Origin of the sequence: Methylobacterium frigidaeris (assembly GCF_022179185.1) — a bacterium.
Classification (GTDB): domain Bacteria; phylum Pseudomonadota; class Alphaproteobacteria; order Rhizobiales; family Beijerinckiaceae; genus Methylobacterium; species Methylobacterium frigidaeris.
Genome location: NZ_BPQJ01000224.1, coordinates 1 through 266 on the forward strand (window position 1 = coordinate 1; position 266 = coordinate 266).

1 protein-coding gene is annotated in these 266 nt (G+C 71.8%); it reads left to right on the forward strand.

The genetic code is table 11. From position 1 onward, the window contains the following. Positions 1 to 86: 86 nt before the first annotated feature. On the forward strand, positions 87 to 266 hold a 180-nt coding region (locus MFF64_RS39090; protein ID WP_238194013.1), incomplete at its 3' end, for a hypothetical protein.

Sequence of the window (266 nt, forward strand, 5' to 3'; positions counted from 1 at the left end):
TTTTCGCGGGGGGGTGGCTCTTTCACCAGGCTCTTTGGCGGGCGGGGAACCTGGTCCTTCCACACGGGCGCGGGGAGGCGAAGCGGGTGGCGGAGCTCGGGGAGCGCTACGGCTTTGACGTCCTCGTCACCAACCCCTCCTTCGCCCTGAAGGTGGCCCAGGCGGGAGGGCGCTTCCCCTTGCTCCTTGCCGGGGGGGAGCCCTTCACCTCCGTGCCGGGCTTCAGGGAGCGGGTGGAGGAGGCCCTGGGGGGCGTGGCCCTGGAC